General features: G+C 36.9%; 15 protein-coding genes. All 15 read right to left on the bottom strand.

The window, feature by feature from the left end:
• Positions 1–14: 14 nt before the first annotated feature.
• Entirely contained in the window at positions 15–887 is an 873-nt protein-coding gene (locus tag IJ535_RS05655) for a DegV family protein (protein WP_294299951.1), read from the bottom strand.
• 69 nt (positions 888–956) lie between these two features.
• Positions 957–2,267: an MATE family efflux transporter gene (locus IJ535_RS05650; RefSeq protein WP_294299946.1), complete on the bottom strand. Its 1,311-nt coding sequence runs from the start codon at positions 2,265–2,267 to the stop codon at positions 957–959.
• The gene (locus tag IJ535_RS05645; RefSeq protein ID WP_294299943.1) at positions 2,267–2,572 is read right to left on the bottom strand and encodes a hypothetical protein; all 306 of its coding nucleotides are present in this window, start codon (positions 2,570–2,572) and stop codon (positions 2,267–2,269) included. Before IJ535_RS05645 ends, IJ535_RS05650 begins: the two co-directional genes overlap by 1 nt.
• On the bottom strand, positions 2,572–3,690 hold the full coding sequence (locus tag IJ535_RS05640) for a radical SAM/SPASM domain-containing protein (RefSeq protein ID WP_294299941.1): 1,119 nt from the start codon (positions 3,688–3,690) through the stop codon (positions 2,572–2,574). Before IJ535_RS05640 ends, IJ535_RS05645 begins: the two co-directional genes overlap by 1 nt.
• 64 nt (positions 3,691–3,754) lie before the next feature.
• Entirely contained in the window at positions 3,755–3,880 is a 126-nt protein-coding gene (locus tag IJ535_RS05635; protein ID WP_294299938.1) for a hypothetical protein, read from the bottom strand.
• A 211-nt stretch (positions 3,881–4,091) separates the two neighbouring features.
• Positions 4,092–5,726: a chaperonin GroEL gene (gene groL / locus IJ535_RS05630; protein WP_294299935.1), complete on the bottom strand. Its 1,635-nt coding sequence runs from the start codon at positions 5,724–5,726 to the stop codon at positions 4,092–4,094.
• Positions 5,727–5,785: 59 nt separating this feature from the next.
• Positions 5,786–6,070 carry a co-chaperone GroES gene (locus IJ535_RS05625; RefSeq protein ID WP_294299932.1) on the bottom strand — a complete coding sequence of 95 codons (285 nt, stop codon included), beginning with the start codon at positions 6,068–6,070 and terminating at the stop codon, positions 5,786–5,788.
• Between the two features lie 162 nt (positions 6,071–6,232).
• Positions 6,233–7,378, bottom strand: a complete 1,146-nt coding sequence (locus tag IJ535_RS05620; protein ID WP_294299925.1) for an Mbeg1-like protein — start codon at positions 7,376–7,378, stop codon at positions 6,233–6,235.
• A 5-nt stretch (positions 7,379–7,383) separates the two neighbouring features.
• The gene (locus tag IJ535_RS05615; protein ID WP_294299916.1) at positions 7,384–8,121 is read right to left on the bottom strand and encodes a DUF308 domain-containing protein; all 738 of its coding nucleotides are present in this window, start codon (positions 8,119–8,121) and stop codon (positions 7,384–7,386) included.
• Between the two features lie 23 nt (positions 8,122–8,144).
• Complete coding sequence (locus tag IJ535_RS05610; RefSeq protein ID WP_294299908.1) at positions 8,145–8,699, bottom strand: CPBP family intramembrane glutamic endopeptidase; 555 nt, start codon at positions 8,697–8,699, stop codon at positions 8,145–8,147.
• Between the two features lie 73 nt (positions 8,700–8,772).
• Positions 8,773–9,426 carry an HAD hydrolase-like protein gene (locus IJ535_RS05605; RefSeq protein WP_294299901.1) on the bottom strand — a complete coding sequence of 218 codons (654 nt, stop codon included), beginning with the start codon at positions 9,424–9,426 and terminating at the stop codon, positions 8,773–8,775.
• Positions 9,423–11,663 (bottom strand): DNA gyrase/topoisomerase IV subunit A, encoded by a 2,241-nt coding sequence (locus IJ535_RS05600; protein WP_294299897.1) that lies wholly within the window; start codon positions 11,661–11,663, stop codon positions 9,423–9,425. Before IJ535_RS05600 ends, IJ535_RS05605 begins: the two co-directional genes overlap by 4 nt.
• Entirely contained in the window at positions 11,656–13,581 is a 1,926-nt protein-coding gene (locus IJ535_RS05595) for a DNA gyrase/topoisomerase IV subunit B (protein ID WP_294299894.1), read from the bottom strand. The genes IJ535_RS05600 and IJ535_RS05595 overlap by 8 nt, the downstream gene beginning before the upstream one ends.
• 74 nt (positions 13,582–13,655) lie before the next feature.
• Entirely contained in the window at positions 13,656–14,093 is a 438-nt protein-coding gene (gene dut, locus IJ535_RS05590; RefSeq protein WP_294299891.1) for a dUTP diphosphatase, read from the bottom strand.
• A gap of 19 nt (positions 14,094–14,112) precedes the next feature.
• Positions 14,113–14,604 carry an anaerobic ribonucleoside-triphosphate reductase activating protein gene (gene nrdG, locus IJ535_RS05585; RefSeq protein ID WP_294299888.1) on the bottom strand — a complete coding sequence of 164 codons (492 nt, stop codon included), beginning with the start codon at positions 14,602–14,604 and terminating at the stop codon, positions 14,113–14,115.
• Between the last annotated feature and the right edge of the window lie 164 nt (positions 14,605–14,768).

Raw genomic sequence — 14,768 nt, 5'->3', positions numbered from 1 at the left:
TCCTAAAACAATATTTAATTTATATCAATCAATTTCTTAGTCACTGTACAAGCTAAAGCGCCTGGTCCAATATGACATGAAACTGAAAGTGATAACGGATCAATCCAAATTTCTTTACCTGGGAACTCTGCTAAAAGCTCTTCTTTAAACTTCTCAGCAGCCTCCAGATTATTAGTGTGTGCAATAGAAATAATCACATCATCCAAGTTATCTGTATGAAGAACATTTTTCATATCCTTCTTTAATGCATCTATCATAATAGATTTAGCCTGCTTCATAGTGCGGGCCATTGCAAACTTATCAAGCTTCTCTCCGTAAATAGAAAGCACTGGCTTAATCTTAAGTAAAGAGCCAATAGCTGCAACTGCAGGAGTAAGACGTCCGCCCTTCTTAAGATATTCAAGAGTATCTACTGTAATATAGATTGTAGAAGCTGCCTTAATTTCCATTAAAGCGTCGCAAATCTCCTGAGCTGATTTGCCCATATCAGCAAGCTTCTTAGCCTCAAGTGCAGAAAGCTTCTGAGTAACAGAAATACGCTGATTGTCAACAACTACAACTCTACCATCATAATCCTCAGCAAGCATCTTAGCTGTAGCACAAGATGAAGAAAGACCTGAAGACATAGGAATGTATACAACCTGATCGTAGTCCTCTAAAAGCTTATCCCATAAATCTATAAGATTACCTGTGATTGGCATTGAAGTAGTGATTTCTCCACCCTGTGTCAGCTTCTCGTAAAATTGTTCCTGTGTTAAATCAATATCCTCATAATATAACTGTTCATTAATATAAAATGGCATTGGAATAACATAAACACCAAGCTCCTTGGCTTCTGCCTGTGTAATGCCACTGTTACTATCTGTAAGTATTGCTACTTTGCTCATAATTCACCTCAACTACTAATTTAAACGCAAGTGATATTTTAACACAATTAATAACTAAAAGAAATACAATCATTGCCGAAGAGCATAAATATATTTTTTAATAAATAATATATTAAGTATTACATACAATATGCCATAAGCACAAAAAACGCCATATAATTCTAGTTTAAAATAATCCACAAATATATATAAGCATAAACATGAAATAACCGATGATACTCCTGTAGAAACGAAAGTGTATCTTTCTTTTCCCATTGATTGCAATGCATACTTATATACCTGACACGGAATATTAAGTAAATTCATTATAAAAGCAAAAGATAAAATCGATACAGCAGTGTTAATAATCAAACTTTGATTAGTTATCAATCCGCAAATTTGATTTGGAAATAAAAACGAGCATATCAATAGTGGTAAATATATTATTAATATCAATATAGAAGTATACAGAGGTATAATAAGGCATTTTTTTCTTTTATCTTTATCCGAAAAAGATTGCCCCACTATAGTCATAGTGGCGCCCGCGTATGCATATATAATTATATTTATGCTCGTAATTATAGCTACAATCACAGAATATGATGCAAATAAAGCCGTACTATATCTTGTAATAATTGCTCCAACAATTATTATAAACAGTGTGTTTTCAATTATATCTTGTCCTAGTAAAGGAATAAACATCTTTATAGCATTGCTAAACACATCTAATGAAATACAGAATTTAAACTTAATTTTGTTTTCTTTAACAAAATAAATAATAAAAATTGAAAGTTCAACAAGAACACCAACTACCGTTCCAATAGCAGCTCCAGCCACACGCATTTTAGGAAATCCAAATTTTCCGAAAACTAAAATGTAATCAACAAAAAAATTTATAGGAAGAGATAGCCCAGTTGCCAAAAGAGTAATGCGAGGTTTAAAAATATTCTTAAAAAAAGAAGACATAATAAAACAAATAAGATTTAATCCAACTGTAAAAGAAGCAATACAAAGATATAAATGTGCTTCATTAAGTATAGAGCCAGAAATTCCATAAATCTGTCTTAAAAGTGTTTTTCCTATGAGGCAAGACATTAAAACAATAATAACTCCTATTATACTTGATATAGTAATTAATGAATTATATATTTCATTACATTTTTTCTCATCTTTAGAGCCTATACTCTTTGCAAACATTATCGCAAATACAATAGATATTACACCAATGTTTCCGATAATTTGATATATTAAATTTGCAGAAATAGAAACTGCTGTGTATCCATCAACATCCAATCGTCCTACTATTGCTTCATCAGCAAGGGTAAAAATTGTATTTAATAATGTCGAAAGAATCCCAGGAATAGCTATTGTATTAATTTTTTTTATTAAATCAAAATCCATTACACCAACCTCAACTCATTAATATAAAATTTCGCTTTGCTATCTGAAATAATTTGTAATTCGTTAAGGGATATTAGAAAATCAATCATGTCCAAACATAAATCCTTTTCTTCAACATCATATGTCTCCAATAATTCATTCTTTATTTCTAATATGCTGAGACCGTTATTTATGCCCAACATAATTCTAGCACCAATCTCACTTGTGGAGTTCAACCCTAATCCTGATGATATAATAAACTGATCACCGTCATTTCTAATAAATACCGGTTTACATGATTCGTCTAGATTTAATTTATTTACCATTATAAGCTCCTTTCACATTTTGGGCATCGAACATCTGAGGAATATAAGTCCTTACTAACTGCATAAGAACAAACTCGACAACCGCCACGACAAACACTAAGAAATTCGCATTCAGCACAATCCCCTTTTACATCATCGATTTCTATTTCTCTTAATTTTTTAAATATCGAAGAATTATTCCATATATCTGTAATCGAATTTTCATATACATTACCTGCTATTAAGTCTTTTTCAGTATACATAAGACTACATCCATATACATTACCATATCCATCAATAGCAAAATTGTCTGTTCCCGCAGTACATGCAAATCTATTATTATTAATTGTACTAATAGCACTTGGACTTAACAACAATTTTAAATCATCTTCTCTGTGTTCTTCATGTAATGGTAAATAAAGCATCCATGGATGAGTTGCTTCTCCTGTTGGAACAATATTAACATTAACAGGTAATTTATCCTCTTTCTTTAAATCAGTTAACTTTAAATAAACTTTTTTCCAGTCATTGTAATTAACTTCCACGCTATGCTTATTGCAAAATGCTTTCCCCACAGATGCCAATAGCATTATTGCCACATTACTAATACCCATATTTTTTATTAATTCTAGTGTCTCAAATAAATAGTCTATATTTATATTAGTTAAAGTTATGATGCCATCCATAGAAACATTATATTTATTTAAATATCCCACAGCTTCTTTCATTTTATTAAAACTTCCCACACTTCCTCTAGATAAATCATGTATTTTTTCTGGTCCATCTATGCTAATACAAAGCTTATCAACATTAGTTTTTGAAATCTTCTTTGCCAATTCCTCTGTTATCAATGTAGCGTTTGTATTAATCATATACCAAAAATTGTGTTTATCTGCTAAATTTAATACATCTATAATATCTGATCTAGTAAAAGGTTCTCCACCTTCTAAACTAACTCGCATAACATCATTCTCATCTAATTGATTAAAAATATCCTCAAGTTTACTAAGCGTAAATGGCGCTTTTTTGCTATCATTCATTCTTCCTGCCGCACCAGCAGAACAAAAAGGACATTTTAAATTACAAAAAGGTGTTACTGATAAATCCACATAATAGGGCTTTTTTATATATTCATTCATATACATATCCTCCAGCACAAATATAGCGCGAATTAAATTCGCGCTAAGTAAAAAATTAGTACAGCTAAGCTGCCTTCTCTTGGTTCTTTACGGCATCACTATTTTCACATTCATGTTGTGAAACAATTAAACCATGACGACCCCAAGATAAAATGCAATGCATTTCTGGTTTTTTGTATTCCTTTTTCATTTCACTTCACCTCCTTTGTTGAGTAATTTTACACATTTCCCTCACTAAGCGCAATATTTTTTTAATTAATTTCTCATATATTTGATAAAAATTTTTAACGCAAATTTTTAATTACTAAATTTATTGTTTTAGATGAATAATATTTCTAAAAAAAAATACTTCCACTGAACATTCAGTGAAAGTATTTAATATATTCACCTTATCCTCTATTTTAGTACATACCACCCATGCCTGCACCGGCAGCAGCGGCAGCAGCGGCGTCAGCAGCAGGGTCTTTGATATCAGCAACAACTGACTCTGTTGTAAGAAGTGTAGATGCAACAGATGCAGCGTTCTGAAGTGCTGTACGTGTAACCTTTACAGGATCTACAATACCAGACTTAACCATCTCAACATACTCTTCGTTGTATGCATCAAATCCAATGCTATCATCAGATTCACGAACCTTGTTAATGATAACTGAGCCTTCGAGACCAGCATTTGCAGCGATGTAGAAAAGTGGAGCCTCAAGAGCCTTAACGATTACATTAGCACCTGTCTTCTCATCACCAGAAAGCTTATCTGCAAGCTCAGCAACCTTCTTCTGAACATGGATGTAAGCGCTTCCGCCACCTGCGATAATACCTTCTTCAACAGCTGCACGAGTAGCATTTAAAGCATCTTCCATACGAAGCTTAGCTTCCTTCATTTCTGTTTCTGTAGCAGCACCTACGCGGATAACTGCAACACCACCTGCAAGCTTAGCAAGTCTTTCCTGAAGCTTTTCTTTATCAAACTCAGATGTTGTCTCCTCAATCTGACCACGAATCTGTGAAACACGAGCCTCGATAGCTGCCTTATCACCCATACCATCGACGATAACTGTGTTTTCCTTGTTAACCTTAACACTCTTAGCACGGCCGAGCTGCTCAAGTGTAGTATCCTTAAGCTCAAGACCAACCTCTTCAGAGATTACCTGACCACCTGTAAGGATTGCGATATCCTGAAGCATTTCCTTACGTCTGTCACCATAACCTGGAGCCTTAACTGCAACTACGTTAAATGTACCACGAAGCTTATTAAGGATAAGTGTTGTAAGAGCCTCACCCTCAATATCCTCAGCGATAATAAGAAGTCTAGCACCAGACTGAACAATCTGCTCTAATACTGGAAGAAGCTCCTGGATGTTAGAAATCTTCTTGTCTGTAATAAGAATATATGGATCATCAAGGTTAGCTTCCATCTTATCCATGTCTGTGCACATGTAAGCTGAAATATAACCTCTGTCAAACTGCATACCTTCAACAAGGTCAAGCTCTGTAGCCATTGTCTTAGATTCCTCGATTGTGATAACACCATCGTTAGAAACCTTCTCCATAGCGTCAGCAACCATCTGACCTACTTCGTCATCACCAGCAGAAATAGCAGCAACTCTTGCAATCTGTTCTTTGCCATCTACAGCCTTAGACATGCCAACGATTGCTTCTGTAGCACACTCTACAGCCTTCTTCATACCCTTTCTAAGAACGATTGGGTTAGCACCTGCAGCAAGGTTCTTCATACCTTCCTTAACCATAGCCTGAGCAAGTACTGTAGCTGTTGTAGTACCATCACCTGCAACATCATTTGTCTTTGTAGCTACTTCCTTAACAAGCTGAGCACCCATGTTCTCAAATGCGTCCTCAAGCTCAACATCCTTTGCAATAGTAACACCATCGTTTGTGATAAGTGGAGCACCGTAAGACTTTGCAAGAACTACGTTACGTCCCTTAGGTCCGATTGTTACTCTAACTGTATTTGCTAATTTATCTACACCAGCTTCAAGAGCCTGTCTAGCTTCTGCGCCATACTTAATTTCTTTTGCCATTTTAATCTACCTCTCTTCTATAAATTTTAGGGTTAAATGTTGTAAGCGAAAACAATATTTTATTCTACAACTGCCAAGATATCATTCTGGCGAACGATGATATATTCCTCGCCCTCAAGCTTAACCTCTGTACCAGCGTATTTAGAATAAATAACCTTCTGTCCTTCTTTAACCTGCATAGTAATTTCTTTACCATCAACAACCCCACCTGGACCAACTGCAACTACAAGTGCCTCCTGTGGCTTTTCCTGAGCAGCTGATGCAAGAATAATACCAGACTTTGTAGTCTCCTCTGCTTCGCATTGCTTTAAAACAACTCTGTCAGATAATGGAACTAATTTCATTTTATATTACCTCCTATAATTATATTATCAATTTTATTTATTAGCACTCGTTATCATCGAGTGCTAACTACATGATGTATAATAGGATTCTACGGGAATAGTTGCAAGTAAAAATCTTGCAGCTATTTCTATAGAATCCTATCAAATACTCTCGTTTTCTCTTTATTTCTCTTTTTTTCTCATTATTGGAATTTTCGATAGCTTAGAAAGCAGTGTATTCTTAAGACTATCACCGCCAGAAGTAAGCAGTTTTACAAAAACATCAATAACCAACGCCTGATTTTCAGGGTCAAGGGATTGAATCTCTTTTGTAAGGGAAGCCACTGACCTTACCTTACTAGAAGTAATTTCAGACATTTTGGTTGCACCTGATGATTGTAAAGAGGCAAAAAATACATCCACAAACGCAGCTCTTGTTTCATAATCAAATTGCAGGGACCATTTTGTAATAATTTCATCAATCACTTCCGATGAGGCTGCAACCTTGTCCTTATATTCAAAACAAGTCCTACCTACTTGCCATGACATTGGGTCATGTTGATTGATGCCCTTTGCGCTACTTGCCACAACCATTGTCTTTGATTTTGTATACATAAGAAGCCCTATAATGGATTCCTCAGGTATAAATTTATGAATTCTTTTTACTATCTGTTTATATTCCTTTGTTTTGAGAAGCTCAGGAATAAAACCTGGACCATCAAAATTATAGATGTCAATTATGCTGTCTTTTATATGAGATTTACAAAAAGCACTTCCATATACAGCGAAATTACCCCCCTTAGAATGTCCACCAATTCTAATTTGCTTCATAGTTCTAGCCAGACTGTTATTTAAATAATTAACAGCCTTCAGCTGGCCTCCGGTTCCTGGTGAAAAACACATATTAAAGTCTTCCTTCCACCCTACCAAGGAATCGTCGGTACCTTTAAATGCAACAAATATAGTGCCATCAGGAACATAAAATGTGCAGACAGAAAATTGACTTTGATTTTCATTATCAACCTCGTTCATAAATCCAGCAATTTTCATTCCACCAAATCTTTTAGAATGTGCTAAGTCCTTTAACATAAAAGGAGCTAATCTAGTAAGAGCAGCTCTACTTAAAAGTTCATCCTCTGTAAATTTCATAAAAAATTTATCGCATAAATCTTCAATTGAAATCTTTTCTTTATGGCCAGGACCTGGTACTAAACCATCAAAAGGTGAATACACCAGCTCACAAAGAACCAGTGCATCCACCTCATTAAATGGGGATATTTCAAAAGGAACATCCCCTCTCCATTTTAAGTAATCTACTATGTTAGCCATACAAACTATTCCTCAAATAAGTCGTCGCTACCTTCCTTTGGCTGAGTGCCTGTATCTTCCTTAACATCAAAAGATGGTTCATCCTCAAAAATAGATTCATCCACCCTTTGCTTAGAAGCAATTGGTGATTCTTCCATATTACGCTTAAATATCCTGTCTGAATCCTTCTTGTGATCATTAAGACCTATTACCATTAAAAGCAGTGAAAACAGAGAAAATCCGCCTACTACAATAAGATAAATGCTTGACAAAATAGCGCCATCAAATATCTTTAATGGAGTAAGAAGAATATAAATGCTTGCAGCTATGGTTGCTATCCCAAGAAGAAGGCTTATAAACCATGAGCCTCTTTGTATATGAAACAGTGCGAAAGATTGCTGAAGCATAACAGCTCCAAAAACAATACCTATAAGGCAAACCAATGCATCGATAAATGCAGAAACAGTGCCTGCGTTGATAATAAATGTAGCGCCAATAATTACAAGAATAACACCCATGGTAAATCCATAGCTTGTAATCCTAACATATTCGTGATTAAAGAAGTATTTAATCATGTAATACATACCAAAGCATATAAACAAAATGCCAATGGCAAGGATAGAAAATGAGTAAATAATCCGAGCTATAAAGCTTACATCAAGTGTCACTAGACAAATACCAAGTGCCAAAAATGCAATTGCTCCGATGATATTAGCAGCAAGCCCTGCCTTTGATTCTTTGATTTCTTGTATGTTTTGAGCCATAGTATCCTCCTATTTGCTTTATTCTAGCTAAAAATTATTACGATAAAATTAATAAGGCAATGGGTAATTATACAAAGAGATAAACGTTTGGTTTTAACGTACATTAGACCAAGTAAAATCCCCACTACTAAAGCATATATAAATTGTACTATATTATTGTGTAGAATTCCAAAAAAAATCGAAGAAATAAAAACAGATGGAATAAGGCCATACATAAGATATAGCTGACCTGTTACAATTCCTCGAAGCAAAAGTTCCTCTAGTATAGGAATTACAAGGCAGTTACATAGTATTTTTATTAATAAGCTACCATCTGATAAAGTATTCTGTGCTCTTTCAAAGCCTTCTGATGATTCTGCAATACCAAACTGTGTAAGTATTACATTTAAAACAATCCCAGCAAGGCATACACCTATAACCCAGAGCACATACTTTATAATCTGATTCCTATCAGTTATTTTATCCGGTATAAGCTTTGGCACAGATTGAAATATGATATACATGGGTATAATGCAAACAATGCCTGCTATCAGCAGACATGTAAGCTTCCCGTATTTATCACCTATAATATCTATCAAAAGGGCCACGCCCAATTGATAGACAATAAAATATACAAGTATAGGATAGAATATTTGAATGATACGATTAGTTTTAATTTGCTTCAATGTAATCTAATACCTCGCCTGGATAATCTAAGATAACAGATGCACCTGCATCCTCTAAATCCCATCTAGAACCAAAGCCCCAAGTGATGCCTATACAATCAATTCCAGATTGCTTTGCACCTTGGGCATCATATTTAGTATCACCTACAAGAACTGTCTCCTCACGCTTGTGCCATGGTGCCCTCCTAAAGCAAAGCTCAATAACCTGTGTCTTAGTATCAATCTTTGCATCAAGTGTGGCCCCACAAATATCAGTAAAATAATGGTCAATCCCAAGCTTTTTAAGCAGCTTTCTTGCAGTAGGCTCAGGCTTAGAAGTGCAAACGAAAAGACAGTAGCCTCGCTTAACTAAATCTGCAAGGATTTCTTCTATGCCTGCATAAACTTTTGCATTAAACATTCCATTTTCATCATCATAAAACTTTCTGTAGGTTGCAACAGCATCATGAAAGTCTTCATCCCTAATATGCAAAATATTAGGAAATGAATATGTAAACGGAGGTCCTACGCATTTACGAAGTGTTGCAAAATCAGGAATATCATATCCATATTTTGTAAGTGCAATCTTCAGCCCCTCGATAATTCCAGGAGCTGAATCAACCAAAGTACCATCTAAATCAAAATAAACATTCTTTATCATTTCTTAACGCCCTTTGTATCTCTTGATGCCACGTGAAGTCTGCCTATAGAAACTGTTTTGTCCTTAACCTTTACGTCGATATTCTCACCATCTGCAAGAACATAAATGTCTGTAAGCTCGTCACCCTTGGCAAGCTTCATACCTCTAACGCCTACAGCAGTCTTTTTCTTTTCAGGAATAGTGTCTCCTTCTATTCTAAGGAACATATCCTTCTTAGATTGCATAACTACAGAGCTTCCTGGATTAAGTACCTTAACGCAGATTACTTCATCCTTGTCAGCAAGCTTAGTTGCAGCAATAAGCTTTCGTGAAACATCAAACTCAGTACCATCTACCACCTTAATCATGGCTGTCTTAGTTCCAAATAAAAGCTTTTTACTAATAATATGTTCCATTGAATCGGCAAAAATCAGATTTTCCTTTGTAAGGTCAAGCTTTGAGCCCTTTTCTGCCGTATCAATAGGCTGTCCCTTATCTCTAAATTTACCAAATGGAAGGCTAAGAACCTTAATTGTATGCATGTCACCGCTTCCGGTAAACAGGCACAGCTTATCAGTATTTTTACATAGTACAATCTTCTTGGATTCTGCCTCTGCAGCCTCTTTGTTACGCTCGAAGGTAGGCATATCCACAACCCTTGCGTAAGCAAATCTATCAATGAGAACTGCTACATCAATAACCTCAATAGGCTTTTCTTCAACCACAGCCTCTTCCACATTATCAATAACAGTACGTCTTTCTGTGGCATATTCCTTTTTGATTGCCTGAAGATCCTTGATAATAACCTTTGCCATTTCAGCTCGGCTTTCAAGTATCTTAGTATAATTAGAAATACGCTGCATTGTTTCAGCATAATCACCTCTAAGAGCTTCAATCTCTAGGCCGATTAATCTGTGAAGACGCATATCAAGGATTGCCTGTGCCTGACGCTCTGTAAATTTAAGAAGTGCAGCATCCTTTCTAGACTGCTCTGATTTAAATTTGATTCCCTCTGTGATACCATCAACAAGGCAAGCCTTAGCCTGCTTAACATCCTTAGAACCACGTAGGATTTCGATAATCAAGTCAATAACATCACAAGCCTTAATTAAGCCTTCCTGAATCTCCTTCTTTTCACGCTCCTTGCCAAGAAGATGTGTGTACTTTCTAGTGCAAAGCTCGTACTGGAAATTAACGTGATGTCTAATGATTGGAACAATGCCAAGTGTCTCTGGTTTACCATCAGCAACAGCAAGCATGTTGACACCAAAGGTATCCTCTAATCTTGTCTTTTTATATAAAAGATTAAGTACATTCTGGGCATCAGCACCCTTTCTAAGCTCGATGATAATACGCATACCATCCTTAGATGACTGGTTGGAAATATCTGTAATATCGTTTGTCTTCTTTGTCTCAACAAGTGAGTAAACGTCATTTAAGAACTTACCGATATTAGCACCTATCATAGTGTAAGGAATCTCTGTAATAACAATCTGCTCCTTACCACCTTTAATCTTTTCAATTTCTGCCTTACCACGAATTTTGATTTTACCAACGCCAGTAGAATAAATCTCCTGTAAATCATCCTTATTTGTAATGATTCCTCCAGTTGGAAAATCAGGACCAGGGATAATCTTAAGCATCTGAGCTGTGTTAATATCAGGATCCTTCATGTAGGCTATAACGCCATCAATAACCTCTCCAAAGTTGTGCTGAGGGATAGATGTAACCATACCTACAGCAATACCATCAGATCCGTTAATTAAGATATTTGGAACACGAACAGGAAGTACTTCTGGCTCCTTTTCTGTTTCGTCATAGTTTGGGACGAAATCAACAACATTCTTATCAAGGTCTCCAAGGTAAACCTCCTGGGCCACCTTTGCAAGACGAGCCTCGGTGTAACGCATAGCAGCGGCTCCATCACCTTCGATTGAACCAAAGTTACCATGACCATCCACAAGAGGAAGGCTCTTCTTAAAATCCTGGCTCATAACTACAAGTGCTTCGTAAATAGAGCTATCACCATGTGGATGATATTTACCCATGGTATCACCCACGATACGAGCACTCTTCTTGTATGGCTTATTATAATCAACCTTTAACTCATACATATCGTAAAGTGTACGACGCTGTACCGGCTTAAGACCATCTCTAACATCAGGTACTGCACGAGCAAGGATAACTGACATAGAATAATCTATGAAGGATTTCTGCATTATCTCAGAATATTCTGTTCTTATAATTTCACTAGGCATCTATTTCAGCCTCCTTTGCATGCTTATAAATAAAGTCTTTACGAGGTGCAACATCACTACCCATAAGAAGCTCTGTTACCTCCGATGCCATAAGGGCATCCTCGATTTCAACTAATTTAAGCTTTCTTCTTTCTGGATCAAGGGTTGTTTCCCAAAGCTGATCCTTATCCATTTCACCAAGACCTTTGTATCTTTGAAGTGTAAATGTTTTACCATTCATCTTCTTACGATACTTTTCAAGGGCAACATCATCATATAGATATTCCTCTTCCCCCTTTGCAGGAATAGCTTTATAAAGAGGTGGCATAGCAATATAAACATGTCCTTCCTTAATAAGCTCAGGCATGAATCTATAGAAGAATGTTAAAAGCAATGTACAGATGTGAGCACCATCCACATCCGCATCGGCCATGATAACAATCTTGTCATAGCGAAGCTTTGTAATATCAAAATCGTTGCCATATCCCTCTGAGAACCCACAGCCAAAGGCATTAATAAGTGTCTTGATTTCAGCGTTTGCAAGAACCTTGTCCATTGAAGCCTTTTCTACGTTAAGAATCTTACCACGGATTGGCATAATTGCTTGATACATACGATTCCTAGCCATCTTGGCAGAGCCACCAGCGGAATCTCCCTCTACGATGAATATTTCGCACTTGCTGGCATCCCTTGATTCGCAGTTGGCAAGCTTACCATTTTGGTCAAAAGAGAACTTTTGCTTTGTAAGCATATTAGTCTTTGCCTTCTCTTCTGATTTACGAATCTTGGCAGACTTTTCTGCACAGGAAATAATAGCCTTAAGTGTCTCAAGGTTTCTATCGAAGTAAAGGGTAAATTCATCCTGACAAACCTTTTGTGTAGCCTTAGATGCATCAGGGTTATCAAGCTTAGTCTTAGTCTGACCTTCAAATCTAGGGTCTGGATGCTTTATTGAAACAATTGCAGTAATGCCGTTTCTTACATCTGCGCCGGTAAAGTTAGCATCCTTGTCCTTAAGGATTCCTAGCTCTCTTGCATAGTTATTAATCACAGTAGTAAGAACTGTCTTAAATCCAGTGATATGTGTGCCACCCTCAGAGTTGTAAATGTTGTTACAGAAGCCTAGGATATTCTCCTTAAATTCGTTGCAATACTGGAATGCAACCTCAAGCTCAATACCATCAGCACTTCCCTTAAAATAAATAACATCATGAAGAGCCTCTGCTGTCTTGTTAATTTCCTTAACAAAGCCCTTTATTCCATCTGGCTCGTGGAAAGTGGCATAATCTGGCTCTTCCCCTCTTAAATCTGCATAGTGAATTGTAAGCCCCGGATTAAGATAAGCTGTCTCATGAAGACGGCTTTTAATATCATCCTCTTTAAAATATGTCTTTTCAAAGATTTCTGGATCTGGTAAGAAATTAATCTTTGTACCATGCTTCGTAGTCTTAGAAATCTTAGGAAGAAGTCCATCTACAAGCTTCTCAACTGGAACACCTCTTTCATATCTATCGTGATGAACATATCCTTCACGTGAAATATCAACTGTCATATATGTGCTAAGTGCATTAACAACAGATGAACCTACACCGTGAAGACCACCACTGGTCTTGTAAACGCTGTCGTCAAACTTACCTCCAGCGTGCAGTGTACTAAAAACAAGACGTGCAGCAGGAACCCCCTTAGCATGTAAGCCAACTGGAATACCTCTACCGTTATCCTCTACAGTACAGCTACCGTCCTTTTCAAGAGTGACATATATTGTGTCACACTCGCCAGCTAAATGCTCATCTACAGAGTTATCTACTATTTCATAGATAAGATGATTCAAGCCCTTTCTAGATGTGGAACCGATGTACATACCTGGTCGTTTTCTAACGGCCTCAAGTCCCTCTAAAACAGATATGCTACTTTCATCATAAGTAACCTTTTTTGCCATAAAACTTACTCTCTTTCAAATTATTAATAAAACAGCTAAAGGCGTCTGGGATATCCAGGCGCCAAAAAAATGCTTTAGTGTTTTCCAGTAGAACCAAATCCGCCCTCGCCGCGGTCTGTATCAGTAAGCTTATCTACCTCGTTAAAGCTAACTGATAAAAATGGAACTACCACAAGCTGAGCAATCTTCTCAGCCGATGTCACAACCCTTGCAACCTCTCCATCGTTGTGGAGTGCTACCTTTATCTCTCCCCTGTAGTCTGAATCTACAACACCTACACAGTTGGCAGGTCTAAGTCCTTCCTTTGCAGAAAGACCGCTTCTTGCAAAAATGCCACCGAAGTACCCAACTGGTATCTCCATTGCAAGCCCTGTACCAATCATCTTGGTCTCATGAGGCTCTATAGTAACATCCTCTGTAACATCTGCAAACAAATCATAGCCTGCCGCAAGTGCTGAGCCTCTGTCTGGAAGCTTAGCAGAGTCTGTTAAACGCTTAATATTAATTTCCATTATTTAATTCTCCCTATCTTTAATCGCAGGCAAGGACAATCTGCCCTAACTTAAGTGTCTGAGGTACATCAATAACACGCTGATTAATGCTGCCTCTCCATTTTGCCTGTAAATCTATCTTATCAATTTCAAATTCTCCGTCAACCAGAACATCCAAATAATTTATAATTTCCAGTTCTTTTACCTGCTCAAAAGTAAAGCCTGTGTAGAGCCAGACGGTCTTCCCGGGAAACCTCTCCCTAATCTCCCGGGCAAGCTCCGTCACTTCCTGTCTATTGCCAGGAAACAGTGGGTCACCACCACTAAAAGTTATACCTGATATATAGTCGCGAGATAAAGACTCGTACAATTCTTCTTTCGCAGCCTCGTCGAATTTGATGCCGCTTTCAGAATCCCATGTCTGAGGATTCTGACATTCCTTACAATGATGATCACAGCCTGATACCCAAAGTACTACGCGCAAGCCATCACCATTGAGCATGTCGTCTTTTGTAATATTATGATAATTCATATAATCTCCAAGTCCGCAGTGCCTCCCCGTAAACTGTTACGCTCACAAGCATTATGTATTCTCCGCTCAGCAACACGCTCCGCTTGAGAATAATAATAGCTTGTTAGCTACAATTTACTCACGTTGAGAAAACCCTCTAGCGCATAATGAACTGCTCATTAATA

The organism is Pseudobutyrivibrio sp. (assembly GCF_017471675.1).
Taxonomy (GTDB): Bacteria; Bacillota; Clostridia; order Lachnospirales; family Lachnospiraceae; genus Pseudobutyrivibrio.
Note: the sequence above shows the minus strand (reverse complement) of the source record. Positions and strands in the feature narration are given on the sequence as shown.